We start from the raw sequence: 25,069 nt of genomic DNA on the forward strand, positions 1-25,069 counted from the left end.
CGGTTAGCCATAGGTCAGCCAAAGGTAGGCTAAAAGCGCGTCAATCCATGGCCGCGTGCGCGACGGCATCGCCGTCGACGTGGCGCGTGGGCTTGATCAGCAGGATGAGCGGCACCACCAGCAGCGTGGCAAGGAACATGACCTTGAAATCGTTGAGGTAGGCGATCATCGCGGCCTGCTGGTTGATCGACTGGTTGAGCATGGCCAGGTCGTAGCGCGAGCCGCTTGCCAGCAGGGATTGCAGGGCCGGGTTGTACACGCTCACATTGGCCGCCAGGTCAGCGTGGGCCACCTGCGTGTTGCGCGTCATCAAGGTCTGGATCACGGAGATGCCAATGCTGCTGCCGATATTGCGCATCAGGCTGTAGGTAGCCGTGCCGTCCGCGCGCAGTGCCGGCGCGAGCGTGGAAAACGTCAGCGCGCTCAGCGGCACGAACACCAGCCCCAGGCCGAAGCCCTGGATGATGCCGGGCCACACGATATCGGACACCGACAGCACCACGGTGTACTGCATCATCTGCCACAGCGCGAAAGCGGAAATCAGGAAGCCCGCAAACAGCAGCACCCGAGCGTCGATCCGCTTGAGCAGGCGTCCGGCCAGCAGCATGGAGAGCATGGTGCCGGCGCCGCTTGGCGCGGTGACCAGCCCGGTGGTGGCCACCGGATAGCCCATCAGGTTCTGCAACATCGGCGGCAGCAGGGCGCGGGTGGCGTACATGACCGCGCCGATCACGAAGATGAAGCAGGCACCGGTGGCAAAGTTGCGGTCCTTGAGCAACTGGTACCGGAAGAATGACCTGGGCCCGGCCGTGGCGGTGTGCGCCAGGAAATACAGGAAGCTGACCCCCGCCAGGATGGCCTCGATGCGGATCTCCAGCGAGCCGAACCAGTCGAGCTGTTCGCCGCGGTCGAGCATGGCCTGGAGCGCGCCGATGGCCAGGCCGAGCGTGATGAAGCCGAACGCATCGAACTTCACGGCCCGCGCCGGCGCCCGGTTGGGCAGGAAGGACAGCACGCCAAACAACGCGAATGCGCCAATCGGCACATTGATGAAAAACACCCATCGCCAGTTGTAGCTGTCGGTCAGCCAGCCGCCCAGCGTCGGGCCCAGGATGGGCCCCACCATCACGCCCATGCCCCATACCGCCATCGCCTGTCCCTGCTTTTCGCGGGGGTTGATATCCAGCAGGATGGATTGCGACAGCGGCACCAGCGACGCCCCGAAAATGCCCTGCAGCAGCCGCGACGCCACGATCTGCGCCAGCGTGTCGGACATCCCGCAGAACGCCGAGGCAATGGTGAAACCGGTGATCGAGATGGCCAGCAGACGCTTGACGCTGAGCCGGTCGGACAGCCAGCCGGTGAGCGGCGTGGCGATCGCGGCAGCGACGATGTACGAGGTCAGCACCCAGGTGATCTCGTCCTGCGACGCCGACAGGCTGCCTTGCATGTGCGGCAGCGCCACGTTGGCGATGGTGCTGTCGAGCGTCTGGATCAGGGTCGCTGCCATGATCGCGATGGTGATCATGGGCCGGTTGAGCGGCATTGCTACGCGCCCGGCTACCGCTTCGGAAGACATGGATTGAACAACCTGGAGGGGTGGGGTTAGATAATAAGCATGCTTATTATACGATCACACCAAAGCGTGGCAAGGCGCTTTTTGCAGGCGTGGCGGCGTGCCCGAAGGAGATCTTTGTACAATCGCGCCATGGAAACGAAACTGGAAAAGCGCTTTGGCTTCCTGGTCTCGGACGTTGGCCGCCTCAACGGCAAGCGGTTCGATGAACTGGCCAAGTCGTCCCTCGACCTCACCCGGGCGCAATGCCGCGCACTCGCCTACCTGTCGCACTACGGCGAAGTCAACCAGGTGCGGCTGGCCGAGCTGCTGGAAGTCGCGCCGATTTCGGCGGGACGCCTGCTTGACCGGATGGAAGAGGGCGGCTGGATCGAGCGGGTGCCCAACCCGGAAGACCGCCGTGAGCGTGTGGTGCGCATGACACCCAAGGCGGAAAGAGCACTGGACAAGGCCCGGCGCGTTGGCGACGAGGTTGCGGCGGAGGCGCTGGCCGGCCTCAGCGAGCCGGAGCGGGAGCAACTGATCGGCCTGCTCCAGCGCGTGCGGCAAAACCTGGGCACGCTCGTCGATCGTTGAAGGCGGGCGGCAAGCCCATCCAAAACCCCTGGAGTTCTCTACCCCGGCGCCGCCAAAAGACGCTTGAAGGCGCGGCCATTGTGGAATGGCAGTCGCGGTTGCAGCCCGGCCGCCGGCGTCTCAGACCAGTCGGGCCACGTCCTCCACGGCGTCATCCAGTTGCAGCTTCAGCAGCTTGAGCAAGCAATACAAGCCGTAAGCCTCCTCCGTCTTCTCGCTCTGCAGTTCCGCCAGTTGCAGCAGGCTATCCATCCCGGCGCTGACGCTTTGCAACTCCGCGCAACCGTTGGCGATGCGTTCGCGCAGACCGCGATCCAGCGTTTCGATCCGGTCGATCAGTGCGGATACGAGGGGCTGTTCCTCGGCATTGGCAGGACGCGTCATGCCGATCAGCTCGGCGATGAGATCGCCTTGCCTGCTGATGGCGAGGAGCGGGTCGGTGGGCCTGCCGCCGCGCGTGATCGAATTGGGGCCGGCTCGGGCGCTAGGATGCATGCAAGCTCCTTAAAGAGGGGGAGGCTATGGGGGCAAGACCAGGCCGCCTGCTTTAACGCGAGCGTGGCGGACTCGTAAAAGCATACTGCTTCTGCGGTCGCTCACCCTTAAGAAATTTCTGGATTTGCAGGCCGGGCGCGCCCATGTTCGAGCGGGTGGTTGCTGGTGAAGCGCAGCCTTGCCATCTGCTCCGCCGCATCCGATAGCAAAGCGCTCGCGTTGGCCATGGCCTGCTCGACCGTGATCGGGCCGGGCGCCAGGGAAAAGCAGCCCGTGAAATGTGTCCCCAGGGCCGGCAGCGCGGCGGGGTCGATGGCGCCGCAAAGCAGTGAGGCGGGCACCCCGCAGGCATGGGCGCGCTGGCAGGCGATCAACGGCGCCTTGCCACTTAGCGTCTGCACATCGCTGCGTCCCTCGCCGGTGATCAGCCAGTCGGCGCCCGCGAGCGCGCCATCGAGGTCTACGCAGTCCGCCACGATGTCGGCGCCCGGGCGCATCTGCGCGCCAAGCATCAACAAGGCGTAGCCGAGGCCGCCTGCCGCTCCCGCGCCTGCCGCGTCCCTGGCGCAGCGCCCGAGCGCCGGCTCCAGCAAGCTTGCGTAGCCGGCGAGCGCGGCATCGATGGCATCCACATCCTGCGCTTGCACGCCCTTTTGCGGGCCGAACACGGCAGTGGCGCCCCGCGGCCCGGTCAGCGGGTTGGTGACATCGCACATCGCCACCAGCCTGGTGGAGGCCAGCCGCGGGTCGAGCTGGCTGGTATCGACCGCCGCCAGCTGCGGCAGCGCGGCGGGTGTTGGCGCAATGTCGCGGCCCTGCGCATCCAGCAAGCGCAGCCCCAGGCCATGCAGCAGCCCGGCGCCGCCGTCGTTGGTGCTGCTGCCGCCAAGGCCGACGAAGATCTCGCGCACGCCCAGGTCGAGCAGGGCCTTGATGGCATCGCCGAGGCCGGCGGTGGAGCGCTGCGCCACGGGGCATGCCATGCCCGCCGGATCGGTGATGCCGACGATTTCCGCGGACTCGATCACGGCGCGGTCGCCCGCGAGCAGCGCTACCGTGGCAATGCGCGTGGCGCCGTCCGCGCCGCGCACCTTGATGCCGGCGCGCTGGCCGCCGGCGGCCAGCATCGCGTCGATGGTGCCTTCGCCGCCGTCCGCCATCGGGCGTTGCCGGATGGTCGCCCCGGGCAGCGCGCGCAGGATCCCGGCTGCGATGGCGGCGGCGACCTGGTCGGCCGCAAGGGAGCCCTTGAATGAATCGGGGGCAATGACGATAAGGGGATCGGGAAGGCTAGGCATAGGGCGAGGCGGGGTGAGCGGCGCTCACCGCAGGGCAAACGCCATACCGAGGAAAAGAGAAAAAGAGAAAACGGGGGAAGGGCGGCCGGGCGGCAGCAGGTGCCGCCCGATGGCAAAGACTGCCGGCTAAGTCGTACCCTCAATCCTTCCTGGCCGCGACTTCATGGTTGGCCATCAGCTCAAGTGCGCGGACCAGCGCGGAGTGATCCCAGTCCGAGCCGCCATGGCTCGCGCAGGCATTGAACAACTCCTGGCAGGTGGCCGTGTTCGGCAGCGACACGCCCATCTCGCGCGCGTTCGACAGTGCAAGGTTCAGGTCCTTCTGGTGCAGCCCGATGCGAAAGCCCGGGTCGAACGTCCGCTTGATCATGCGTTCGCCATGCACTTCCAGCACCTTGGACGACGCAAAGCCGCCCATCAGCGCCTGGCGCACGCGCGCCGGATCCGCGCCGGCCTTGGAGGCGAACAGCAGGGCCTCGGCAACCGCCTCGATGTTCAGCGCCACGATGATCTGGTTGGCCACCTTGGCGGTCTGCCCCGCACCGTTGTCGCCCACCAGCGTGATGTTCTTGCCCATCAGCTCGAACAGCGGGCGGACGGCCTCGAACGCCGCTTCCGGGCCGCCGACCATGATCGACAGCGTGGCATTGCGGGCGCCGACCTCGCCGCCGGACACCGGCGCATCCAGGTACTGGCAGCCAAGCGCGTTCACGCGCTCGGCAAAGCCCTTGGTGGCGATGGGCGAGATCGAACTCATGTCGACCACGATCTTGCCGGCGCTCAGCCCGGCGGCAATGCCGCCGTCGTTGAACAGCGCGGCTTCCACATGCGGGGTGTCCGGCACCATCAGGAAGATCACGTCGGCGCGTTCGGCCACTTCCTTGCCGGAGTGGCAAGCCACGCCACCGCTGTCCAGCAGGGATTGCGGCACGCCGCTGCGGCTGGACAGGCTGACTTCGTGCCCGCCTGCGATCAGGTTGGCGGCCATCGGGGTGCCCATGATGCCAAGGCCAATAAATCCAAGCTTCACTTTCGTTCTCCGTTAGTCGATCTCAATGGCATCGCTTGCCGCCGGACGCCTGCGCAGCGGGCACCGCGATGCCGGTGCCTCAAATCTCTTAGATCTCTGGTCTCGATACTGTCTGAAATGCTGTCTGAAATCCTTGTCCCGAAACGGGGCCGGCTCAGTATCCCGATGTTTCGCCGCCTGCTGCCTGCCCGTCGCGCATCTGCGTCACCACCTGCCGGGCACCGGCCGCCATCAGGCGCGCATCGGAGCCAACGGTGACGAACTGGAAGCCTTGCTCGATCCTGCGCAACGCCGCTTCCGGCGCGCCGTTGTGGATGCCGGCGACCACGCCGTGCGCCTTGGCACGGGCCACCACGTGCGCGATTGCCTCCGCGACGGGCGGGTCGACATCGTCGAAGGTCGGGCGGCAGCCGAGCGCGAGCGACAAGTCGGACGGGCCGATATAAACCGCATCGAGCCCTTTGACCGAGAGGATGTCGTCCAGGTTATCCAGCCCCTGCTTGGTCTCGATCATCGCGAAGACGACGATGGTTTCGTTGGCGCGCTCGGGATAGTCGGGGCCGCCATACAGCATGCCGCGGATCGGCCCGAAACTGCGCGTGCCCATCGGCGGGTAGTGGGTGGCCGCGACCAGGCGCTCCGCGTCTTCGCGCGTGTTGATCATCGGGCAGATCACGCCGTACGCGCCGGCGTCGAGCACTTTCATCAGGATGCCTGGCTCGTTCCAGGGCACGCGCGCCACCGGCATGGTGTCGGTGGTGGAGATCGCGGTGAACAGGCTGAGGGCATCGCGGTAGTCCAGCGCGCCGTGCTGCAGGTCCACCGTCAGGGAGTCCCAGCCCTGGTGGGCCATGGTCTCCGCGGCAAAGCTGCTGGGGATGGACAGCCAGCCATTGACGACGGCTTGCCCGTTCGCCCACATGTTCCGTATCCGGTTCTCGCGCATTGTGTCTCCTGTAGCTTGACTTATAAGTTATCGTACAACATCGGGCAAGTATAACCCCCGCACGCCCGCCGTCAAGCGAAGCGGCGCGGTTTCGGCTGGTTTGGGGAAAGTTAGTGCGCGCTGAGAGGCCCGGGGCAGGCGGGAATCGCGCTGAGGGCATGACATGGCTCGCGATGAGCCATGTCATAGTATGTCTTGAAGTCTTGCTAATGCAATGCGTCTTAACGCTTGCCCACGCGGAAAGCGATTTCGCCGACACCCGCCACGCCGGCGGTCACTTCGTCGCCGGGCTGCAGCGCGCCGACGCCGGCCGGCGTGCCCGTGAAGATCAGGTCGCCAGGGGCCAGGGTCACGCTTTGCGACACATAGGCAATGACATCGGCCACGGGCCAGATCAGCTCGTTCAGGTCGCCCTCCTGACGCGTCTCGCCATTGACCTTGAGCCACACGTGGCCTGCGCCGGGATGGCCGATGCTGGCCACCGGGTGCAGCGGGCCGCACGGGCCGGAGGCGTCGAAGCCCTTGGACCAGTCCCAGGGACGGCTCATCTTCTTGGCGGTGTCCTGCAGGTCGCGGCGGGTCAGGTCCACGCCCACGGCATAGCCCCAGACCAGGTCGAGTGCCTGCTCGGGCTGGATGTCCGCGCCGCCCTTGCCGATCGCCACTACCAGTTCGATCTCGTGGTGCAGGTTCTCCGTGAGCGGCGGATATGGCACCGTGCCTTCGGCGGCCACGACGGCATCGGCCGGCTTGGTGAAGAAGAACGGCGGATCGCGGTCCGGGTCATTGCCCATCTCGCGGGCGTGCGCGGCGTAGTTGCGGCCCACGCAAAACACGCGGCGGATGGGAAAGCGGGCGCTGCTGCCGGCTACGGCGACGCTTGCCTGTTCGGCGGGCTGGATAACGAATTCGGTCATGTCTGGGTCCGTCTGTGACGAAAGCGGGGAGGGATTACTTTGCGAAGACCTGGCTGATGTCGCCAAACGCCTTGAACTCCAGCGCGTTGCCCGACGGATCCAGGAAGAACATCGTCGCCTGCTCGCCGACCTGCCCCTTGAAGCGCACATGCGGCTCGATCACGAACTGCGTACCGGCGGCGCGCAGCTTCTCGGCCAGTGCCTCCCAGGCATCCATGGACAGGATCGCGCCGAAGTGGCGGACCGGCACTTCGTCGCCGTCGACGGCGCTGGTGGCACGGTGGCCGCATTCTTCCGGCGCGAGGTGGGCGACGACCTGGTGGCCATAGAAATTGAAATCGATCCAGGCGTTCGAGCTGCGCCCTTCAGGGCAGCCGAGGAGCTCGCCGTAGAAGCGGCGGGCCTCCTCCAGGTCGTTGACGGGAAAGGCCAGGTGGAACAACGGGGTTGCGCTCATCAAAGGGGCTCTTGTGCGTGGGGGTTGTCGGTGTGCTGCCGCGTTTGATTGTAATCAGCAGAAGTCGTAATATGAAACGAATGATTTCTGTGCTCAGCATCAAAGATTTCGATATGAATCACGCCATGCCGCCTGTGATCCCCACATGAACTTCACATGATCCCCACATGATCCCCACATGATCCGTTACTTCCGCACCTTCCTTGTGGCGGCGGAGACCTCGTCCTTTTCCGCCGCCGGCACGCGCCTTGCCCTCACCCAGTCAGCGGTGAGCACCCAGATACGCCGGCTGGAGGAGGACCTTGGCTGCACGTTGTTCGACCGGGCCGGCAAATCGGTCGCGCTGAGCGAGGAGGGCCGCAAGCTGCTGCCGGAAGCCGTGCGCTTTGTCGAGCTGTACGAGTCCATGAAGGGCCGCGCGCATTCCGCCTCCGACACCACGCCGCTGGAACTTGGCGCGGTCTCCACCGTGCAGGCGGCGCTACTGCCCGGGGCCATGAAGCGCTTTCGCGCCGGATTTCCCAAGACGCACGTCAACATCGTCCCCGGCATGTCCACCCAGTTGCTGACCCAGGTCGATGCCCGCGAGCTCGACGTGGCGGTGCTGATCAAGCCAAGGCTCGGCATTCCGCAGGAACTCAAATGGGTGCCGCTGATGCGCGAGCGCTTTGTCGGCGTGGCGCCGGCGGGCTCGCCGCGCGACTTGAAGGCGGTGCTGGCGGCCATGCCCTTCATTCGCTACAACCGGCATTCCATGGGCGGGCAACTGGTGGACCGCTATCTGCGCCGGCACCGGCTGTGGGTCGAGGAGGGCATGGAGCTGGACGAACCCGCGGTGATCCTGCAGATGGTCGACGAAGGGCTGGGCTGCGCGATCATTCCGGCCGCGCTGGTGCCGCTGCGGGCCGCCCGTAACGTTGTGGAAATACCGTTGCCCGGCGAGCCCATATTCCGCGAGATCGGCGTGCTGGTCAGGCAGTCGTCGCTCAAGCGCGCGTCGATGGCGGCGCTGATCGATGCGCTTGTCGCCGAGGCCGCGAGCGCAACATGATGCGCCTGCCCGGGCCGCGCAGACTTTGCCGCAGCCTGAAAAAAAGCACCCCGCGCGGCGGGAGCACACGCGGGGCGACCAGGACGAAATGGCGGCACCCGCAAGGGCGCTGCCGGGCCAGCAAATCTTCAGATCTTCAAAGTTCGGGGTTCCAGTTCAGTCAGCGCGCTGCGCGCAAGGCGCCTCGGAATGTGTAGCTGATGCCCACGCGCAGCACGGGGAAGACGGTCAGCATGCCGGCCGCCAGCAATCATGGCTTGTTCCATGTCTGCTGCACCGGCGCGGGCCGGATCCTTCTTCCCTGAGGGGTTGCAACGTTGTGGCACCTCGTCGCGTTTCGCGACGTGCGGGGGCATATTAAGCAGCGGGAAGAGGGATCAATGCGAGGAGGAGCAGGGCCATTGCGGCTTTATCCCGGCTTTAGGAACGGCGGCGCTGCCCGTGGCCGGCCAGGCGGGGGGCGAGGCGGGCGGATGAACTGCCGCGTGCGTCACCTGCCGGGCGATTGACGCGGCAATTCGCCGCATCTTGGTGCATAGGCCGGCGCACACGCCGCGCAATGTTGTCATGCCTTTCAACACGCAGGCATTCATTGCGCCAGGCTGGCCAGGAAGACTTGTCGCAGGGCCGCAACGGGTGCAACCCATTCTCGCCGACGTACCGCAGGTAGCCATAGCGCCGCGTGTCGCAGACCACCGCGGCCATGCCACTTGCTGCCGGCATAAACAGGATCAGGCAGCCGGCGGCCCGTCCTGGAGAAAACGCGCCGGGATGGCGTCCTTGATCGGGAACATGGAGAAGTAGGGGCGGGCCTCGGCCAGCACGCGCGCAACCGCGGGACGAGCCACCAGCCGTTCGAAATAGGCGGCGAGGCGCGGATGCGTTGGCGCGAAAGGCACCACCACGCCCGCGTAAAACAGCGCGGGCTCCGCGGCGCAGTCCGCCAGCGTGAAGTGCTCGCCGACCATCCAGGTGCGGCCGGCCATGCGCTGCTCGATCATGTCGTAGGCGGTGCGCAGGGCGGCTTGCGCGTCCGCCACGCCGCACGGGTCGCGCTCTGCCTCCGCCCGCAGCCGGTCGCCTACGATCTTCTGCACCGGCAGGTGCACGTAGAGATCGAAGATGCGATCCCACAGCCGCGCCTCGCGGCGCTCGTCATCATCGGCCGGCAGCAGCGCGCGCGCCCCCGGGTAGTGCTGATCGAGGTAGTCGATGATGATCGTGGATTCCGGGAGCGTCACGTCGCGGCTGTCGTCGCGCAGCACCGGCATCTTGCCCACGGGCCAGAGCGCCAGGAACGCGGCGCGCGAGTCCTTCTCGCCAAGGTGCACCACAACGCTGGAAAACGGCGTCTGGTTCTCGTAGAGCGCGATCAGCACCTTGTGGCAGAACGAAGACAGCGGATGGTAATGCAGAGTCAGGGCCATGATGGTTGCTCCTTGCCGTAGTGCCCGCTTAGGTGGTCATCAGCTGCGGCGGCCGCGGGCGCGTGGCCACCGCGAAGGCGATCTGCGCCAGCCCGGCGGCCAGCCCAAGTGTCACTCCGATCCGCCACGCCAGGGTGTAGGAGCCTAGCGCATCGTAGACCAGTCCGCCGCCAAACGCACCGACGAAGCTGCCGATCTGGTGGCTGAAGAACGCCACGCCGCCCAGCATGGCCTGCCAGCGCAGGCCGAAGGTCTGCGCGATCCAGCCCGCCACCAGCGGTGCCACGCCCAGCCACAGGAAGCCCATCACGGCGGCAAACACCAGCGTGCTGCCCGGCGTGGGCGCGGATGAGAAGTACCAGGCCAGCGCCAGCGAGCGCACGCTGTAGATGATGCCGAGCAGCACCAGCTTGTTGACCCGCCCGCCGGCCCAGCCAAAGAACAGGCTGCCCAGCACATTGAAGCCGCCGATCACGCCAAGCGCCTTGGCGCTGAGCATCGGGTCCATGCCGCAGATGTCGAGATACGAAGGCAGGTGCGTGGTGAGGAAGACCAGCTGCATGCCGCACACGAAATACGCGGCGCCCATCACCAGGAACGCCTTGTTCCGCAGGGCCGTGCCAAGCGCCTCGCGCGCATTCTGCTGCGCCGCGCCGGGCAACGTGGGCAGCGGCAGGCGATCCACCTTGCCCGCGTACCACGCGGCCGGCAGCATCACCAGCGCAAGCAGGATAAAGGCCGCCAGCCCCACGCGCCAGCCGAACGACTGCGCCATCACCTGCCCGATCGGCGCCGCCACCAGCGCCCCGAGCGAGCCGGCGCCGGACACAATGCCAAGCACGGCGCTGCGCAACGCCGCCGGCACCGGCCGCGCGGCCACCGCCATGGCAATGGCGCTGCCCGTGCAAGCCATCGATGCGCCGATCGCCACGCCCGCGCCGAGCGTCACGCCTGCGATGCCGTGCGCCGTGGCCAGCAGCGCCAGCCCCAGCACATAGAGCAGCGAGCCGCTCATCATCAACGGCCGGAACCCCACCCGCGTGGCCCAGGCGCCGGCCATGGGCTGGAGCAGTCCCCAGGCCAGGTTCTGCACCGCGATCGCAATCGTGAAATCCGACACCGAGATGCCGATGTCCCTGGTCAGCGGGGGCATGAAGATGCCAAGGCTCTGGCGCAGGCCCATGGCCAGGCTCAGCATGACGGAAGCGCCGACGAGGATCGGCAGGACGGGGCGGAGGTCGGACAGGCGAGGGGGCACGGTGGAACGGTCTCTGTCTTTGTATTGTTGTTATTGTTGTTATTGTTTTTGTTCTTTGTCGTGACCTGATCGGCACACTACGGGCAGCCGTCAAGCCATGTGGCCGTCAAATACAATGCGGGCCGATCGGATAACCCGGCCGAGGGTAAGTCCGAGCGCAAGCGCTGTCAATCTGGAGTTGGCAAAGGCTGGGTTCGGCTGGCGGGCAAGGTCAGGGCTTGCGCGCCGTCTCCCACAGCCCCTCCATCATGACCGGGTAGGCCACTGGCCTGAAGGCAGAGAACTGGATATCCCGCACGTGGGTGAAGCTCGACCACAGCAGCCGGGTCCCCTTGAGCCAGCGAGACCCCTTTACCCTGGCCTGGATCAACTGAAGCTCTGCGGCCGTTGCCGGGCGCAGCGGCCCGACGGTGCCATAGAGGCGTACTCCTGGCGGCTGGTGAAAGCGGCCGCGCAGCAGTGAACGAAACCAGAAGCCTTTGCCAGAGTCGACGGCCATCAGGCAAACCTGGTCGTTGTGCGCAAGGTTGGCGGCCAGCGTGCTGGTGTAGCGGTCGAAGAAGAATGCCGTCTGGTCCGCGCGCGCGAACACGGTCCCGATGGGCGTGACCGTGGGCATGCCGTCGGCGCCGACGGTGGCAAGGGCGCAGTAAAGGGAGGATCGCTGTCCGCGCTCGATCAGCGCGCGGATGGTGGGCCAGGCATCGGCAAGGGAAGGCGTTTGCATAGTGGTCCGTGGAGGTTGTCGGGACGCACCGGGATGCGCGCGCCCCTCTGCCCCTCTTTTATACGGACCGCGGCAGCAGCATGTCAAACTTCAGGACATTGATGCGGCCGCTTCGGCCGCCGGGGCGAAGCGCTTGCGCTGCATCTCATCGGCGGCGCGGTGATACCCGGCCTCAAGCGTGGCGATGATGTCCGCCACGTGCTCGCTCGCATCGATGGAGCCGCATCCGTGGCCGGCGCCGCGAACATCGCGCCAGACCTTGACGTTGCCGTCCCCGGTACTGCGGTACTTGCTGGTTTCCTGGCTGAACGGCGGCAGGTTGTCGGGGTCCAGGTTTGCCTTGACCAAGCTGGCCCGCAGGTAGTTGCCGTACACCCCGGTAAAGGTGTTGCTGTAGACGATGTCGGCCGCCGTGCTCTGGATTATCTCTTCCTTGTAGACATCGCTCACGCACGACTCCTGCGCGGCGAGGAAGCGCGTGCCCATGTACGCGAGATCAGCGCCCATGGCCTGCGCGGCCAGCACGTCGCCACCCGTGGATATGGCGCCGCCCAGCACGATAACGCCATCGAAGAAGCGCCGCACCTCGTTGATCAGGGCGAACGGGCTGCGGTCCCCGCCCTGGCCGCCGGCGCCGGCGGCCACCAGGATCAGGCCATCCACGCCCATCGATGCGGCTTTCCTGGCATGCCGCACATTGGTCACGTCATGCAAGACCAGGCCACCGTAGGCATGCACTTCCTGGATGACTTCCATTGGCGGGGCCTTCAGGCTGGTGATGATGATGGGAACCTGATGCTCGACGATGGTGACGAGGTCTTGCTCCCAGCGTGTGTTGAGCTTGCTCATGACCTGGTTCACGGCGAAGGGCGCGACCTTGCGCACCGGGTCAGCCCGCCGCGCGGTAGCCAGGCGCTCGCGAATCTCCGCGATCCAGTCGGCAAGCTGCGCCTGCGGGCGCGCGTTGAGCGCCGGGAAGGCCCCCACAATGCCGTTTATGCATTGCTGGACCACCAGTTCGATGCCCGAGCTGATGAACATGGGTGACCCGATGATTGGCAGACGAAGCGCATCGTTCAGCGCCGACGGAATGGCCATGGAATTTCCTTGTGGGATAGAGGTAGGGGGGGCGTGCTTCGAAAAACTATACGAGGCGCGCGCCGGCCACGTCCAATGCGCGTTCGGGCTTTAATGATGCGAACTTCGCATGAAACGCTCCATGCCGTCTGCCCCGTCTTCCCCGTCTCTTTCGCATTGATTCCACTCTCACATCAATAAACCCGGAACCGTCATTGGACGCTCCCGGGGCGATATGAAATAGTTTGCGGCAGGACATCTCGCCGGACGCGATGCTCCCACGGATCAGAACAATAACGATGGCAGGAGGAGATTTCGAGCATGAAGCAATCGCTTTTCGCGTTGGCTGCATTCAGCCTGTTCGCTGGTGTGGCGCAGGCCGATTCCAGTGTGACCTTGTACGGCGTGGTGGATACCAATATCGAGTACGTGACCAATTTTTCCGGCGTCACGCCGTCCGCGGCCAATGGCTTTGCCGCCGGCCCGGCCAGCAACGTGGCACGGATGACGGCGGGTGGGTTGTCCGGCTCGCGCTGGGGCCTGCGCGGCGTGGAGGAGCTCGGCAGCGGCATGAAAGCCTTGTTCGTGCTGGAGAACGGCTTTGGCTCCGACGATGGCAAGCTGCAGCAAGGTGGCCGCCTGTTCGGGCGGCAGGCCTACGTGGGCCTGGAGAGCGCGAGCTTCGGCCGCGTTACCTTCGGCCGCCAGTACTCCACGCTGTTCAGCATGCTCGCTGATTTCTCCCCCACGGGCTACGCGAGCCAGTACGAGCCATTCGTGGCGTTGCTTGGCCTTAACGTCAGATCGGACAACACGGTCAAGTACAACGGTGTCTTTGGGCCTGTCACGGCGATCGCGCACTGGAGCTTCGGCAACGGCGTTGCCGGTGGTGGCGAGGTGCCAGGGCAATTCCGCCGCGATACCGGCTACGGGGCGGGCGTGTCCTATGCAGCCGGCCCGTTCGGCGCGAGCCTTGCCTATGACCAGTTCAACCCCACGCTGAACGCGGCGGGCGGCACCGGGACGTTCAAGAAGGTCGGCGCCGCCGCTAGTTACACCGTGGGCGCCGCAAAGCTCATGGGCGGCTACCGCTGGGGCAAGAACACCGACGCCAGCGGCGCTGCGATCCTGCGCGACGACTACTACTGGCTCGGCACCAACTATCAGGTCACGCCGGCGCTTGGCCTCACGCTGGCCTACTACTACGACGACGTAAAGCGCCTGGGCGGCGCGAACATCAAGAACCCGTGGCAGGTATCGTTCATGGTGGACTACAACCTGTCCAAGCGCACGGATGTGTACCTGACCACGGCCTATGCCAAGAACGCCGGCCTGGATTTCGATACCTCGGCAATCAGCTTCGCCAATGGCTATGTCCTGGGCGCGGGCAAGGACAGCATGCTGGGCGCGGCCGTCGGCATCCGTCACAAATTCTGATGCTGCGCGCATCCCAAGAGGAGTGTATGAACATGATCTCGAATAGCCGGTTCCCAGCTTTGTCATGGACGCGCCGTGCGCGGCTTGCGGCAGCGCCTGCCGTCTTGCTGGGGCTTGCGGCCCTGGGGCCAGGTGCGTCGGCGCAGCAGCCCGATGCATTTCCATCGCGTCCCGTCCGGGTCATCACGCCGTTCCCCGCGGGCGGGTCGACCGACAACTTTCTTCGCCCGCTTGCCATCCGGGTCGCCAGGATCCTGGGCCAGCCCGTCGTGATCGAGCCCCGCCCGGGCGGCAACACGATCATTGCGACCAGCGCCGTGGCGAAGAGCCCTGCCGATGGCTACACCCTGTTAATCGCCGTCAACACGCTGCTGACCAACTCCGCGCTCTACCGCAAGCTGCCCTACAACACGGCAACCGATCTGGTTCCCGTCACCTACCTGGGCGAAGACGGCTTCGCGGTGGCCGTCAGCGGCACGCTGCCCGTGACCAACCTCGCGGGCTTTCTCGCCCTGGCCAGGACCAAGCCGGGTGGCCTCACATATGGAACATCGACGGTAGGCGGCACGACGCACCTGGGCCCGGTGCTGCTCGAACAGATGGCGGGGATCAAGCTGACGCAGGTTTCCTACAAAGGTGGGCCGACCCTGCTCAACGACCTGGGCTCCGGCGTCATCGACATGGCCTTCGATGGCTACACGGGGATGGCGCCGCTGCTGCCTACCGGCAGGGTCAAGGTGATCGCGCAAACGGGCCCGCACCGCAGTCCTTCGATGCCGGACATACCGCTGGCCTCCGAAACACCGGGCATGGAGAAGTTCTCCCTGAAATTCCACGTAGGCCTGTACGCGCCGGCGGGTACGCCAGTGGCGGTCCTGCGCAAGCTGAACCTGGCGTTTCGCGAAGCGGTCGACGAAGAGATCAAGGCGAAGTCGCTGGCTTACAACCTCCAGCCGCTCAACCTCAGCGTGGAGGAATCCGCGCGGTACTTCAAGACGGAGCTGAAATTCTGGTCGGACGCGGTTCGCCATTCCGGCATCTCGATCGAAGAATAGAAGCCATGCAATCCGCAAAGGCATCAAGCCGACCAGCCAACTGAATCATGCATCCATCCCTTTTTGGAAAGACTGCGCCGCAAGACGTGTGCGCCATTTTTGCAGACGACAATTCTTCGTTGACGTATGGCGAGTTGGAGCGGCGAGCCAATCGCGGCGCACGCTTGTTGATGAGCCAGGGACTTCGTGCGGGCGATACGCTGGTCTTCTGCCTGGAAAACGACGCAGCATTCCTGGCGGTCTGTCTCGCCGCGCAACGTATCGGCGTCTACTTCACGCCGGTTTCGACACGGGCGACGGCGGAAGAACTCGCGTACATCGTGGCGGATAGCGGTGCCAGCGTGCTGGTCATCGCGGCCAGCAAGGTCGCGGCAATGCCGGGCCTGCCTGGCCTGCTCGATCCCGGTGTACACCGCATTGCCTGCGCGGGAGAAGTGGCAGGTTACCTGGACTGGGACCGCGCCGCCGCGGGATTTGACGGCAGCGAACTCTCCGACCCGGCTTGCGGGGAGGTGTTGCTGTATTCGTCCGGCACCACGGGCAAGCCCAAGGGCGTCAAGCGTGCCACGATGACCCGCCCATACGACAGCGCTGATCCTCGCCTGGCAGCGCTGATGCAAACCTGCACCCGCGACACGGTCTTCCTCTCCACGTCACCGCTCTACCACAGCGCGCCGTTCCGGTATGCGTGTGCCATCCTGGCAACGGGGGGGACGCTGATCGTGATGAAGCGTTTCGACCCGGAGCAGGCGCTGGCACTGATCGAGCGATACCAATGCACGGCCAGCTTGTGGGTGCCAACCATGTTCTCCCGCATGTTGCGCCTGCCCGATGCCGTGAAACGGCGCTACCAGCTCTTGTCGATGACCTTCGCGGTCCATGGCGCTGCGCCTTGTCCGGTCTATGTGAAGGAGGCCATGATCGCGTGGTGGGGCCCGGTTCTCTACGAGGTGTATGCGGGCACCGAAGGCGTCGGCACATGCGGCATCACGTCCGAGGAGTGGCTGCTGCACAAGGGCTCGGTCGGGCGCTCCACGCAGGCGCCAATCCACATCCTTGACGACGAATGGCATGAGTTGCCGGCGGGGCAGGTCGGCATGATCTTCTTCGAGGGCACGGGCAATTTCAGCTATCACGGTGATGCCGCAAAGACCGAAAAGGTGACGAGCCCGCAAGGCTGGCGGACCTATGGCGACCTGGGTTACGTCGACGCTGAAGGCTACCTGTACCTGACGGGCCGCAAGTCATTCACGATCATTACGGGCGGGGTCAACGTTTATCCACAGGAAGTGGAGGATGTATTGGGTGCCCATCCGGCGGTTGCGGACTGCGCGGTGTTTGGCATTCCGGACGAGGACCTCGGCGAGCAGGTCAAGGCGGTGGTGCAGACCGTCGCGCCGCACGACGCGGGCCCCGAGCTTGGCCGGGAGCTGATTGCGTGGTGCCGCAGCAAGCTCTCGGCGATCAAATGCCCAAAGACAATCGATTTCGATCCCGCGCTGCCCCGTGAGCCCAACGGGAAGCTCTACAAGCTGCCGCTGCAACAGCGATACGCGAGACGCTAGACGCGAGACGCTAGTTCTACTAGTTTGACCCATTCCAAGGAGGCATATGTCAGATCAGGTCGTGTTGTATGAGGAGCAGGATCGGGTCGCGATCATCACGCTGAACCGTCCAGGCAAGAACCTGTTCAGCGATGAGGTCGTGCAGAGGCTGCACGACTCGCTGTGCCGGCTCAACGAGGGCAGTGCGCGGGCAGGCGTCATTTGCGCCAACGGCGAGAACTTCACGATGGGCGCCGATCTCCGGGCCTTCCCCAAGGATATCGCTCGCAGCATTCCCGGCGCGGGCGCACCGTCTGGCAAGCCGCTCGTGGCCGCCGTCAACGGCTGGTGTCTCGGTGCGGCGATGACACTGGTCCAGATGTGCGATCTGTGCGTGGCCACGGAGACGACCAGGTTCATGTACCCGGAAGCCAGGCTGGGCGTGTCGATGGGCATGATCGCCGGTCTGGCCGCGCGGATTCCGCACAAGGTGGCAATGGAGGTGATGCTGCTCGGCGGTGTGCTACCGGCCCGGCGCGCTTATGAGGTCGGGCTGGTCAACCGGCTGGTGCCCGAAGGCGAACAACTGAGCGCAGCGCTCGAGTATGCGAGGGCATTGGCGGACAACTCGCCGCTGGTCATCGCGCGGCTGCGGCGGCTGGTCAATGCGGTGGTGCCGGACAGCCCAGCCATGCAGGCCTATCGCCTGCAGAAAGAGCTGTCCTTCATGCTGGAAAGCGATGACCTGAAGGAAGGCATGGGCAGCATCACGGAGAAACGCAAGGCGAATTTCGCAGGACGATAGGAGCCGTGGGTGCGGGCGAAGGCCTGCACTCACGCCCTTGCCGCAGCGCCGTCGCAGTACCGCGTCAGCATGCTGACCATGCTGCGAACCAGGGGCGACGTGGTGGATTTTCGCCACACGAACATATTCTCCAGGCAGAGCGTCAGGTCATCGATCTCGCGCAACGTCACGCCTCTGGGCAGCAGGTAGTTCTCGGCCAGCGGGTGGATGCCAACGTGGCCGTTGTCGATGATGTCCCGCAGGACCAGGTCGATGAAGTTGGACTCGTAGGCGACCGCGCCGAGCAGGCCGCGTTGCGCCAGCAGGGCATCCAGGTTCTCGCGCACCCGTGGCCAGGTCTTGGCGTTCACCAGGCTCAACCCCTCCCCCTCCAGGTCCGCCATGGCCAGCGATGCGCGCTGTGCCAGCGGATGATCGTCAGGCAGGAGCGCGCGGTAGCGGATCTGCTCGATCTGGATGACCCCCAGGCTGTCGTCCGCGATCGGGCCGCCGCAAAAACCGACGTCCAGGTCGCCGTTGCGCACATAGAACACCACGTCTTGCGAAGGCATCGACTCGATGCGGCCGTTCACGCTGGGAAAGGTCTGAAAGAACAGGTCGCTGAACTTCTGCCACTCCCCAAACCGGGAGGTGGCGCTAACGCCAATCAACAGCGAGCCGGCCAGGTCCGCGTCCGTTGCGCCAATCTCCGCAAGCCCCGCTTGATAGCTGACCAGCGCCTCGCGCCAGTGGCGCGCCAGCACCATGGCAGCGCGCGTAGGACGCACGAAGCGGGTGGTGCGCTCGAACAGCCGTTGATTGACCCGTTCCTCGATGGCGCTGATCTTGCGCGACAGGCCTGACTGGGTCAGGTGCAGTTTCTCCGCGGCGGCGTTGAAGTTGCGCTGCTCCACCAGCTCAAGGAATGCGTAGATGTGATTGATATTTATCATGTTGAGCGGGCGGTATTGGTTGACTGGCCACCTGACAGACCGAACGCGCACGTTCGCGATCATTGTGCCATGGCACACGCAATTGGCCTCTTGGGGAAAACCGTCATGAAATCAAAGCAGGTATGCTTTGCCGATGGCCAACTTTCCCGCATCCCCATGTCGAAAGTCTGCAAAGCTGCCATCCCGCCCGGTTCGCTCTGCATCCTGGCGCTTGCCCTGTCCGGCTGCATCTCCCACTATCGGGTCGAGACAGGCACGCCCGCCGCCCGCATCCGGCTGGTGACCAATACGGACGACAACACGACCTTCAACGTGGTGGACGCCACCAGGTGCCCGAAGCCGCCCAAGCCGCTCCTGCTGGGCGGCACGGGCAAGCAGCTGCCCGCGATGGGCGCGGAGCGCGACCTGGCCATGGTGGGGATATCGCCGGAGCCGCCCGGCCGCACGCGCGAGCGGTGGCTGGTGGCTGGCCAGCGCATCTACCTCACGGCAGCGGCGGTTGCCGCTGGCGAGCAGCCCTATCGGTGCGCGGTGGGGGTTTCCTTCGTGCCGCTGCCGGGCTGGCAGTACGAGTTGCGCTACCAGCGCAACGCAGCGGCGAAGAGCTGCACCGGGCAGGTGTTGCGGCTGGCCGGTAAGGATGGCCGCGAGATCGAGCCTGAGCCGGATCCCACGCAGCTGGCCTTTCGCGGGTTCGAGACCGATGCCGTCTGTGCGGCGCGGGGTCCTTAGGGCTTGGCGGCCTCCACTGCCGGCATGATGCCCACATAGGGCGCATCGGTCAGCGTGCGCAGGAACGCCACGAGATCGTCGATCTCCGCGTCGGTCATGGCTGGCGTGGTGCCCGCGCGCCGGTTCATCGGCGTCGAGTTGATATTGATATTGCCCCGATACGCCGCCGGCACGTCATCGAAGGTCTTGCCGCCGTGATACCACTTGCCCGGGTCGGTCGAGCGCGTGTTGTAGAAGGCCACGGCATCGCGCAGCGAGGTGAACACGCCGTTGTGCATGAAGCTCTGGCGCACCGCGACATTGCGCAGGCCGGGCGTGCGGATATACCCGCACCATTGCTCCGGCTCGGGCCAGCGCAGGTGGCGGGCGGTGTCGCACAGGCCATTGTCGAAGCGCTTGGGATCGCGGTTGGCGGCTAGTGCCCGGTTGCGGGGCACGGCAATCGCGTCATAGCCAAAATCCGTGAACAGCGAGCGCTCCGGCCGGCTGGCGGTGTCCGAGAGCGTGTGGCAGGTCATGCAGTTGCCCTTGTCCGGGTTCTTGAACAAGGCCAGCCCGCGGGCTTGCGCCGGCGCCAGCGGCGTGCGGTGGCGCAGGTAGTCGTCAAAGCGGGAGCTGAACGGCGCCATCTCGTCGCTCTGCAGGTAGGCCTCCAGCGCTTTGCCGAGTGCCAGCAGCATTTGCTCGGGATCGGTCTGCACGGCGGGGCCGAAACGCGCCGCCAGCGCGGGCGCCAGCTCTGTCCCCTTGACCTTGCGCAGCAGGCTGGCCGGCGTGCCGTTGTTCATCTCGTTGGGATCGAGCAAGGGCCCGCGCGCCTGTTCGGCAAGCGTATCGGCGCGGCCGTCGGCGAACAGGCCGCCGAAGGGCGAGGCGTAAGGCGCGTCGTCGTCCTGGTAGAAGTGCCGGCGCGGGATGTAGCGCACGTACAGCAGCGAGGGCGCGTTGCGCAGGCTGAAGCGGCCGGGCCGGCTGCCCTGGGGCACGTGCGGGCCTGCCAGCGACGCGGGCGATAGTGTCGGCGCGAAGGCGCGCGCGGGGTCGTGGCAGCCGGCGCAGGACGTGCCGCGCGGCTCGGACAGGCGCGCATCGAAGAAGATGCGCTTGCCCAGCGCGGCCAGCGCCGGATCGGGACGGAACACGGCGGCGGTGGGGTCGACCTTGGCGGCGACCTTGGGCGTGCCCTTGCCGATGGTGTCCACCACGCTGGCGGGCGGGGCGCCGGGCATCAGCACCACACCCGGCGCGGGCGCGGCAAGCGCCGCGCCGCCGGCGCCAGCCGCCAGACAGATGGCGGCGATGGCGCCGGCGGCGCGCATGGCCCCGGTCACGGCGCCAGGAAGCCGGTCTTGTCGCAAGCCAGCGTATTGGAGGTTTGCACGCAGGTCGCCATCAGCTTGCCGGCCACGCTGTATGCCTTGAAGGTCCAGCCGGTGGCGGGCGACGCGTTGCGCTCCATCATCACGAAGCCAAAGCTTGCGCTGTGCGTGATCTTGTCGATCACGGTGCCAGGCGCGGGAATCGTGCCGGGCGGCAGCGGATCGGGCAGCGCTACGTCCAGGTTGTCGCCGCCGTTGCCGGACACGATGGTGGCCGGGTGGCTGGAGGCAAAGTTGATGGCCTGGAAGTCATGCACGTGGCCGTGCAGCGCCACTTGCACGCCGGGCGGGTAGTAGGCCTGGGCGTTGGCGTTGCTCATGACCGACTGCAGGGCGAGGTTGCCCGGCGCCGGGTTGCTGCCCGCCACCGGCGCAAAGGCCAGGATCGGATGGTGGTTGGTGAACATGGTGGTGGTCATGCCCGGCTTGGCCGCCAGCCAGCCCACCGTCTGGAACTGCTTCTGGTAGGCGATGAACTGCGGGTCGGTGGTCGGCAGGGCGGCCTTGCCGGCCTTGGCCGAGTCGAACACGATGACCTGCGAGCCGGTGCCCAGCGCAACGGCATAGGGATCCGAGTAGTTGGCGTTGCTGTCGTTGGCGGGGTCGTTGCAGGAGCGCGCGTCCGAGTACGGACGCGGATCGAGGAAGCGGAACCAGCCCTGGCCGGCACGCGCGCATTCCTCATGGTTGCCGCGCACGACCACCCACGGCGCCTTGGCCATCAGTGCCGCGGCGGGCTTGAAGAGATCGGCCTGCCACGTATCCCAGCCATAGCCCCACGGCGTGCCCTGGCAGCCGGCGATGTCGGGCGGGCAGAGGTTTTCGCGGTAGTGGTAGTCGCCGATATGCAGCACCAGGTCCGGGTTCATGCCGGCGGCGGTGGTGGCCAGCGCGGCAAACGGCCAGGCGGTGCCATCGCTGCAAGGCTGGTAGGCGTTATCCGCCTTCTTCAGGCGGCAGCCGGTGTCGGCCAGCACCAGCACGCGTTGCGGCTGGGCCTTGGGCAGCGGCAGCGTCTGGCCTGCCACGCTGGCGGCGGCGGCGCCGGCCGGCAGCGTGGCCTCGCATACGGAGACCGGGAAATCCGACGGTTTGGAGTCAGCCGCGGCGCTGGCCGTGGTGCGCTGTGCCATCGTGCCGGCGCCGACCCGCAGCGCCATGCGCTGCTGCACGCCGTCCACCGTCAGCAGCGGGCAAAGGGCGTTCGAGGGCAACGCGCTGCCTGCGGCGGCGGTTGGCGCCGCATAGTTGGTGATGACGCGAGCGATGGCTTGGTTGCTGTCGCCGATCTCGACCCACGCGGCCTGGATGTTGGCGCTGGCGCTGGGTGCATCGCCGGACGGCGTAACCGGCGTGACCGGCGCGGCGGCGGCTGGCGCCGCGTCCGTGCTGTCGCTGCCGCAGCCGTGCAGCACGACGGCCGCAGCCAGCATGGCGAGGATGGCGCAAGCGCCCACGCGCATGGCGGGACCGGCTTGCCGGTTGGTGTTGTGGTTATCCATTCTTATATCTCCCTGTTATCCCTGATTGCGAGGCGGAAATATACGGATGGGATGTTTCGGCACGATGAACGTTATGTGTCAGCTTGTCCGGCGTGGCGTGGTTTTTGCCTTGCGGGCGTGGCGTGGTGCGGCCCGGATGGCTTCGGCGGCGGCCAGTTGCAGCTCGCGTGGCAGCGCGGTGATGGCTGAGATGAAGAAGCGGCGCTCCGCCGGGCGCAGCTTGCCGAGCAGCCCGGCCAGGCGCTCCACCGTGGCAAACGCGGCAGGCGTGGCGCCGTGCTCGAAGGCGTGGAACCAGCTCGCTTCCAGCAGCAGGTTGGCGAGTGGCAGGGCGCCGTAATGCACGTGGCCGGTGTCGTGCTCGTCGAGCGCAAAGCTGGCCAGCGACGACCAGCTGATAAAGCCCTTGGCCCGCGCAAAGGGCGCGTGGAAGGGGCGCAGCGCGTCCACCGCTTCATCCAGCAGCAGCGGCTGTTGCGCGCGAAACGCCTTGAGCGCCCCGCCGCCGTCCTGCGCGCAGTTGCCGCGCGCGATGCGCAGCAGGAAGATGATGTTCCACGCCGAGCCGCCGCCCACGCCAAAGCGGTCGCAGATCCATTCCGACAAGCCCAGCCAGCGCACGGCCTGGCGCTGCACCTGGCCCGCGGGCCATGCGCGCCGGGGATCGATCAGCGCGTGGTTCCAGAACAGCCACAGGCAAAGGCCAAGGTTGGCCGCCACGTGCTGCGCGGCATCCACCGAGTCCGCCTCATAGGCTGCCTGCAGGGCGCCGGAGAAGCCTGCCACGGCCGCTTCGGCCGCTTGCCGCGCCGCCTCTGGCTGCGTTGCCATGTCGCGGATCGCCACCGTCTTGTGGATCAGCGCCCCGAGATTAAGAGTCTCGAAGCGCACGCGCGGGTTGTAGCGCACCACGGGCTGCAGCGCCGGATCGGCGGCAAGGCCTTCCAGTTCTGCCTGCGCCGCCTCCATCTGGTTGCCTGCATAGCGCTCCCAGGCCCGCACCACGCGCGCCATGGCGGCGAAGGTGGGTAGGGCCGTGTCCACGGTGCCGGTGCCGACGATGCGGTCAAAGCGCTGGAGCGCCGCGCGGCTGCGCGCAAGGTCGTCGCCGCGCCGCCAGGCCAGGCTCTCCTTGAGCAGCGCGAAGGCGTGCTGGAAATCGTCGGTGGCGCAACGCTGTGCGGCGCGCAGGGCGTCCGCTACCCCGTTGCTGGCACCACCACCCGCAACGCCGGCAACGCCCACGCCGTCCTGCATGCCGCGCATGGCTTGCGTGAGGTGGCTCCAGTAGCTGATGTCGCGCATCACATAGTCGACCGCGGGGTGGGCCTCGTCCCCCTGGCGGGCGGCGTGCTTCGCGGCGGCAGTGCCCAGCCCCACAAAGCGCGCCAATGCCGCATCGCCAGCGCTGCGGCCATCCACGGTGAAGCGCACGCGCTTGCCCGCCGCCGGTTCGATCCAGAACGGCCCGCGGCTGCGGCGCGCCGGGTTGAGGCCCGCGATGCCCCGGCCCCGGTCCGGTCCCCAGCCCACCGGCACGCCCCAGCGTGCGAAGTCGGCAAAGGCGCGCGAGACCATCATGCGGATATTGGCGGCCTCGGGGAAGCGGGTTTGCAAATGCACCGCCGGCAGGCTGCCCCCGCGGTTGCGCGCGGCCGCGCAGACGGCGGCGAGCAGCCACAGGCTCTGGTAGCGTGCGGGCTCGCCGTTGACGAGATAGGGAGCGGATAGCTCGATGGCAAGGGCGGACTGGCGCATGCGGGACTGTTGTGTGCGGGACGTTGAAACAGGACTTTGCAGCGGCACTTGCTAGCGGCACCTTCTAGCGGCGCCTTCTAGCGACACCTTCTAGCGACACCTTCTAGCGGGACGTGTGGGAATTGTGCCATCAGCGTGTGTGCTGAGGATGCCATGTTACGCAGGTTACAGCCAGCGGGCTTGGCGTCATGCCGCCGCGCTCCTATGCTCCGTTTCGTGCGCCGGCCTGGCCAGCCAAATCGATCGCGCTCATAGAATTCACGGAGATCATCTTGAAGCCAATCGCCATCTTTGCCGCGCTTTGCGCGGCGCTGTCCTTCTCAACCGCCCGTGCCGAGCTCACGTGCACGGTCCTGGCGGATGCCAGTAGCGGCAAGCTGCTTAAGCAAGAGGGCACCTGCGACCAACGCGTGACCGCGGCATCGACATTCAAGGTCCCGCTCAGCCTGATGAGCTTCGACGCGGGGCTGCTGGCGGATGAGCACGCGCCAGCCATGCCGTATCGCGAGGCGTATCGCGAGAGCAACCCGGCCAAGCGCGTCACCACGGACCCGCAGAGCTGGATGAAGACCTCGGTCGTGTGGTACTCGCAGCAGTTGACGCAACAGCTTGGCCAAGCGCGCTTCGCGCGGTACATCCGTGCGTTCCAGTACGGCAACGGCGACCTCTCCGGCGACCCCGGCAAGCACAACGGGCTGACGCACGCATGGCTTAGCTCGTCGCTGAAGATCTCGCCGCTGGAGCAGGTCGCTTTCCTGCAAAAGGTGGTCAATCGCAAATTGCCCGTGACCGCGCATGCCTATGACATGACAAGCCGGATCATGGCGCTCGGCGAGTTGCCAAACGGATGGGCCGTTTACGGCAAGACGGGCACCGGCGCCCCGCGCCTGGCCAATGGCGCCGAGGACTGGAGCCACGGCTATGGATGGTTTGTCGGCTGGGCGGCAAAGGACGGCCGGAACGTCGTCTTTGCGCGCATGATCCAGGATGAGAAGAAAGAGCCTGTCAGCGCAGGATTGCGCGCGCGCGATGCCTTCATGCAGGCATTGCCGGGACTGTTGGGATCGCTTTGATGCAGCCGCTCAATCAC

At 66.2% G+C, this 25,069-nt stretch carries 23 protein-coding genes; 8 read left to right on the plus strand and 15 right to left on the minus strand.

The genetic code is table 11. From position 1 onward, the window contains the following. Nucleotides 1–40: 40 nt before the first annotated feature. Entirely contained in the window at nucleotides 41–1,579 is a 1,539-nt protein-coding gene (locus tag ACX12D_RS32580; RefSeq protein WP_459375093.1) for a DHA2 family efflux MFS transporter permease subunit, read from the minus strand. A 129-nt stretch (nucleotides 1,580–1,708) separates the two neighbouring features. Here ACX12D_RS32580 and ACX12D_RS32585 point away from each other — a divergent pair, with 129 nt between their 5' ends. Next, nucleotides 1,709–2,152, plus strand: a complete 444-nt coding sequence (locus ACX12D_RS32585; RefSeq protein ID WP_459375094.1) for a MarR family winged helix-turn-helix transcriptional regulator — start codon at nucleotides 1,709–1,711, stop codon at nucleotides 2,150–2,152. Nucleotides 2,153–2,272: 120 nt separating this feature from the next. On the opposite strand, the gene ACX12D_RS32590 is transcribed toward ACX12D_RS32585, so the two are convergent. The 6 genes from ACX12D_RS32590 to ACX12D_RS32615 form a co-directional block, all read right to left on the minus strand. After that, nucleotides 2,273–2,647: a hypothetical protein gene (locus ACX12D_RS32590; RefSeq protein ID WP_459375095.1), complete on the minus strand. Its 375-nt coding sequence runs from the start codon at nucleotides 2,645–2,647 to the stop codon at nucleotides 2,273–2,275. Between the two features lie 107 nt (nucleotides 2,648–2,754). Next, a complete protein-coding gene (locus ACX12D_RS32595) occupies nucleotides 2,755–3,945 on the minus strand; it encodes a glycerate kinase (RefSeq protein WP_459375096.1) in 1,191 nt (396 codons plus the stop codon). Nucleotides 3,946–4,084: 139 nt separating this feature from the next. Next, nucleotides 4,085–4,945, minus strand: coding sequence for a 2-hydroxy-3-oxopropionate reductase (locus ACX12D_RS32600; RefSeq protein ID WP_459376590.1), 861 nt, complete (start codon nucleotides 4,943–4,945; stop codon nucleotides 4,085–4,087). A gap of 184 nt (nucleotides 4,946–5,129) precedes the next feature. Continuing rightward, nucleotides 5,130–5,921 carry an HpcH/HpaI aldolase family protein gene (locus ACX12D_RS32605; RefSeq protein ID WP_459375097.1) on the minus strand — a complete coding sequence of 264 codons (792 nt, stop codon included), beginning with the start codon at nucleotides 5,919–5,921 and terminating at the stop codon, nucleotides 5,130–5,132. Nucleotides 5,922–6,142: 221 nt separating this feature from the next. After that, nucleotides 6,143–6,838: a fumarylacetoacetate hydrolase family protein gene (locus tag ACX12D_RS32610; RefSeq protein ID WP_459375098.1), complete on the minus strand. Its 696-nt coding sequence runs from the start codon at nucleotides 6,836–6,838 to the stop codon at nucleotides 6,143–6,145. A 34-nt stretch (nucleotides 6,839–6,872) separates the two neighbouring features. Beyond that, nucleotides 6,873–7,295: a VOC family protein gene (locus ACX12D_RS32615; protein ID WP_441639476.1), complete on the minus strand. Its 423-nt coding sequence runs from the start codon at nucleotides 7,293–7,295 to the stop codon at nucleotides 6,873–6,875. 178 nt (nucleotides 7,296–7,473) lie between these two features. On the opposite strand from ACX12D_RS32615, the gene ACX12D_RS32620 reads away from it, so the two are divergent. Beyond that, nucleotides 7,474–8,346: a LysR family transcriptional regulator gene (locus tag ACX12D_RS32620; RefSeq protein WP_441639475.1), complete on the plus strand. Its 873-nt coding sequence runs from the start codon at nucleotides 7,474–7,476 to the stop codon at nucleotides 8,344–8,346. A 731-nt stretch (nucleotides 8,347–9,077) separates the two neighbouring features. Here the strand turns inward: ACX12D_RS32620 and ACX12D_RS32625 are convergent. The 4 genes from ACX12D_RS32625 to ACX12D_RS32640 all read right to left on the minus strand — a co-directional run bounded on the left by ACX12D_RS32625 (nucleotide 9,078) and on the right by ACX12D_RS32640 (nucleotide 12,856). Continuing rightward, a complete protein-coding gene (locus ACX12D_RS32625) occupies nucleotides 9,078–9,773 on the minus strand; it encodes a glutathione S-transferase family protein (RefSeq protein ID WP_459375099.1) in 696 nt (231 codons plus the stop codon). A 28-nt stretch (nucleotides 9,774–9,801) separates the two neighbouring features. Continuing rightward, nucleotides 9,802–10,971: an MFS transporter gene (locus tag ACX12D_RS32630; RefSeq protein WP_459376591.1), complete on the minus strand. Its 1,170-nt coding sequence runs from the start codon at nucleotides 10,969–10,971 to the stop codon at nucleotides 9,802–9,804. A gap of 271 nt (nucleotides 10,972–11,242) precedes the next feature. Continuing rightward, a complete protein-coding gene (locus ACX12D_RS32635; RefSeq protein ID WP_459375100.1) occupies nucleotides 11,243–11,758 on the minus strand; it encodes a pyridoxamine 5'-phosphate oxidase family protein in 516 nt (171 codons plus the stop codon). A 90-nt stretch (nucleotides 11,759–11,848) separates the two neighbouring features. Beyond that, nucleotides 11,849–12,856 (minus strand): NAD(P)H-dependent flavin oxidoreductase, encoded by a 1,008-nt coding sequence (locus ACX12D_RS32640; RefSeq protein WP_459375101.1) that lies wholly within the window; start codon nucleotides 12,854–12,856, stop codon nucleotides 11,849–11,851. Between the two features lie 300 nt (nucleotides 12,857–13,156). Between ACX12D_RS32640 and ACX12D_RS32645 the strand changes: the two genes are divergently transcribed. The 4 genes from ACX12D_RS32645 to ACX12D_RS32660 are packed head-to-tail and all read left to right on the plus strand — an operon-like array spanning nucleotide 13,157 to nucleotide 17,676. Next, the gene (locus tag ACX12D_RS32645; RefSeq protein WP_459375102.1) at nucleotides 13,157–14,272 is read left to right on the plus strand and encodes a porin; all 1,116 of its coding nucleotides are present in this window, start codon (nucleotides 13,157–13,159) and stop codon (nucleotides 14,270–14,272) included. Between the two features lie 32 nt (nucleotides 14,273–14,304). Further along, complete coding sequence (locus ACX12D_RS32650) at nucleotides 14,305–15,327, plus strand: Bug family tripartite tricarboxylate transporter substrate binding protein (protein WP_459375103.1); 1,023 nt, start codon at nucleotides 14,305–14,307, stop codon at nucleotides 15,325–15,327. 47 nt (nucleotides 15,328–15,374) lie between these two features. Beyond that, nucleotides 15,375–16,892 carry an AMP-binding protein gene (locus ACX12D_RS32655; RefSeq protein WP_459375104.1) on the plus strand — a complete coding sequence of 506 codons (1,518 nt, stop codon included), beginning with the start codon at nucleotides 15,375–15,377 and terminating at the stop codon, nucleotides 16,890–16,892. A gap of 46 nt (nucleotides 16,893–16,938) precedes the next feature. After that, nucleotides 16,939–17,676, plus strand: coding sequence for an enoyl-CoA hydratase/isomerase family protein (locus ACX12D_RS32660; RefSeq protein ID WP_459375105.1), 738 nt, complete (start codon nucleotides 16,939–16,941; stop codon nucleotides 17,674–17,676). A gap of 29 nt (nucleotides 17,677–17,705) precedes the next feature. On the opposite strand, the gene ACX12D_RS32665 is transcribed toward ACX12D_RS32660, so the two are convergent. Next, a complete protein-coding gene (locus ACX12D_RS32665; RefSeq protein ID WP_459375106.1) occupies nucleotides 17,706–18,608 on the minus strand; it encodes a LysR family transcriptional regulator in 903 nt (300 codons plus the stop codon). Between the two features lie 105 nt (nucleotides 18,609–18,713). On the opposite strand from ACX12D_RS32665, the gene ACX12D_RS32670 reads away from it, so the two are divergent. Next, nucleotides 18,714–19,340: a hypothetical protein gene (locus ACX12D_RS32670; protein WP_459375107.1), complete on the plus strand. Its 627-nt coding sequence runs from the start codon at nucleotides 18,714–18,716 to the stop codon at nucleotides 19,338–19,340. On the opposite strand, the gene ACX12D_RS32675 is transcribed toward ACX12D_RS32670, so the two are convergent. From ACX12D_RS32675 to ACX12D_RS32685, 3 genes are all read right to left on the minus strand, one after another. Further along, on the minus strand, nucleotides 19,337–20,659 hold the full coding sequence (locus ACX12D_RS32675; RefSeq protein ID WP_459375108.1) for a cytochrome-c peroxidase: 1,323 nt from the start codon (nucleotides 20,657–20,659) through the stop codon (nucleotides 19,337–19,339). The genes ACX12D_RS32670 and ACX12D_RS32675 overlap by 4 nt on opposite strands. A gap of 8 nt (nucleotides 20,660–20,667) precedes the next feature. Beyond that, the gene (locus tag ACX12D_RS32680) at nucleotides 20,668–22,221 is read right to left on the minus strand and encodes a metallophosphoesterase family protein (protein WP_459375109.1); all 1,554 of its coding nucleotides are present in this window, start codon (nucleotides 22,219–22,221) and stop codon (nucleotides 20,668–20,670) included. Nucleotides 22,222–22,299: 78 nt separating this feature from the next. Next, nucleotides 22,300–23,979 carry a hypothetical protein gene (locus ACX12D_RS32685; RefSeq protein WP_459375110.1) on the minus strand — a complete coding sequence of 560 codons (1,680 nt, stop codon included), beginning with the start codon at nucleotides 23,977–23,979 and terminating at the stop codon, nucleotides 22,300–22,302. Nucleotides 23,980–24,251: 272 nt separating this feature from the next. Here ACX12D_RS32685 and blaOXA point away from each other — a divergent pair, with 272 nt between their 5' ends. Continuing rightward, nucleotides 24,252–25,052, plus strand: a complete 801-nt coding sequence (gene blaOXA / locus ACX12D_RS32690) for a class D beta-lactamase (RefSeq protein WP_459375111.1) — start codon at nucleotides 24,252–24,254, stop codon at nucleotides 25,050–25,052. Nucleotides 25,053–25,069 lie beyond the last annotated feature (17 nt).

The organism is Cupriavidus sp. PET2-C1, from assembly GCF_054515855.1.

Coding starts and splice junctions, on each gene's coding strand:
- ACX12D_RS32665 (WP_459375106.1), bottom strand. CDS start 18,608: ATGATAAATATCAATCACATCTACGCATTCCTTGAGCTGGTGGAGCAG.
- ACX12D_RS32590 (WP_459375095.1), bottom strand. CDS start 2,647: ATGCATCCTAGCGCCCGAGCCGGCCCCAATTCGATCACGCGCGGCGGC.
- ACX12D_RS32685 (WP_459375110.1), bottom strand. CDS start 23,979: ATGCGCCAGTCCGCCCTTGCCATCGAGCTATCCGCTCCCTATCTCGTC.
- ACX12D_RS32625 (WP_459375099.1), bottom strand. CDS start 9,773: ATGGCCCTGACTCTGCATTACCATCCGCTGTCTTCGTTCTGCCACAAG.
- ACX12D_RS32605 (WP_459375097.1), bottom strand. CDS start 5,921: ATGCGCGAGAACCGGATACGGAACATGTGGGCGAACGGGCAAGCCGTC.
- ACX12D_RS32630 (WP_459376591.1), bottom strand. CDS start 10,971: ATGCTGAGCCTGGCCATGGGCCTGCGCCAGAGCCTTGGCATCTTCATG.
- ACX12D_RS32580 (WP_459375093.1), bottom strand. CDS start 1,579: ATGTCTTCCGAAGCGGTAGCCGGGCGCGTAGCAATGCCGCTCAACCGG.
- ACX12D_RS32585 (WP_459375094.1), top strand. CDS start 1,709: ATGGAAACGAAACTGGAAAAGCGCTTTGGCTTCCTGGTCTCGGACGTT.
- ACX12D_RS32645 (WP_459375102.1), top strand. CDS start 13,157: ATGAAGCAATCGCTTTTCGCGTTGGCTGCATTCAGCCTGTTCGCTGGT.
- ACX12D_RS32670 (WP_459375107.1), top strand. CDS start 18,714: ATGAAATCAAAGCAGGTATGCTTTGCCGATGGCCAACTTTCCCGCATC.
- ACX12D_RS32620 (WP_441639475.1), top strand. CDS start 7,474: ATGATCCGTTACTTCCGCACCTTCCTTGTGGCGGCGGAGACCTCGTCC.
- ACX12D_RS32675 (WP_459375108.1), bottom strand. CDS start 20,659: ATGCGCGCCGCCGGCGCCATCGCCGCCATCTGTCTGGCGGCTGGCGCC.
- ACX12D_RS32595 (WP_459375096.1), bottom strand. CDS start 3,945: ATGCCTAGCCTTCCCGATCCCCTTATCGTCATTGCCCCCGATTCATTC.
- ACX12D_RS32610 (WP_459375098.1), bottom strand. CDS start 6,838: ATGACCGAATTCGTTATCCAGCCCGCCGAACAGGCAAGCGTCGCCGTA.
- ACX12D_RS32600 (WP_459376590.1), bottom strand. CDS start 4,945: ATGGGCACCCCGATGGCCGCCAACCTGATCGCAGGCGGGCACGAAGTC.
- ACX12D_RS32635 (WP_459375100.1), bottom strand. CDS start 11,758: ATGCAAACGCCTTCCCTTGCCGATGCCTGGCCCACCATCCGCGCGCTG.
- ACX12D_RS32650 (WP_459375103.1), top strand. CDS start 14,305: ATGATCTCGAATAGCCGGTTCCCAGCTTTGTCATGGACGCGCCGTGCG.
- ACX12D_RS32640 (WP_459375101.1), bottom strand. CDS start 12,856: ATGGCCATTCCGTCGGCGCTGAACGATGCGCTTCGTCTGCCAATCATC.
- ACX12D_RS32680 (WP_459375109.1), bottom strand. CDS start 22,221: ATGGATAACCACAACACCAACCGGCAAGCCGGTCCCGCCATGCGCGTG.
- ACX12D_RS32655 (WP_459375104.1), top strand. CDS start 15,375: ATGCATCCATCCCTTTTTGGAAAGACTGCGCCGCAAGACGTGTGCGCC.
- ACX12D_RS32615 (WP_441639476.1), bottom strand. CDS start 7,295: ATGAGCGCAACCCCGTTGTTCCACCTGGCCTTTCCCGTCAACGACCTG.
- ACX12D_RS32660 (WP_459375105.1), top strand. CDS start 16,939: ATGTCAGATCAGGTCGTGTTGTATGAGGAGCAGGATCGGGTCGCGATC.